Origin of the sequence: Paenibacillus sp. FSL R7-277 (assembly GCF_000517965.1) — a bacterium.
In the GTDB taxonomy this organism is placed as follows: Bacteria; Bacillota; Bacilli; order Paenibacillales; family Paenibacillaceae; genus Paenibacillus_AQ; species Paenibacillus_AQ silagei.
The window spans coordinates 1-203 of record NZ_ASPX01000092.1 but is presented as its reverse complement, the minus strand read 5'-3'; the positions used below and the strand labels follow the sequence as shown (position 1 = coordinate 203).

Annotated in this window: 1 protein-coding gene; it reads right to left on the bottom strand. The window is 55.7% G+C overall.

Features of this window, described 5'->3' with window-relative positions; genetic code table 11:
• The coding region (locus C173_RS34540) for a hypothetical protein (protein WP_036731013.1) at positions 1 to 203 on the bottom strand (203 nt) is incomplete at both ends.

Below are 203 nucleotides of genomic sequence, written 5' to 3'. Positions count from 1 at the left end.
GTTCACGGTATACGCACCGCCTGGCGTCAGGCCGGTCAGTTGCTCGGCAGTATAGTCAATGACAGCTGCCGGGGTTGCTTCCGGCGTTGCCGTGAATGCATTCACCGTCACACTATGCGCTTCTGACACAAATGCAGTCACTGTCGCCTTCGTGCGGACATAATAGGTATCCGGTTCAAGTGACGTTACGCTTGTACCCGCAA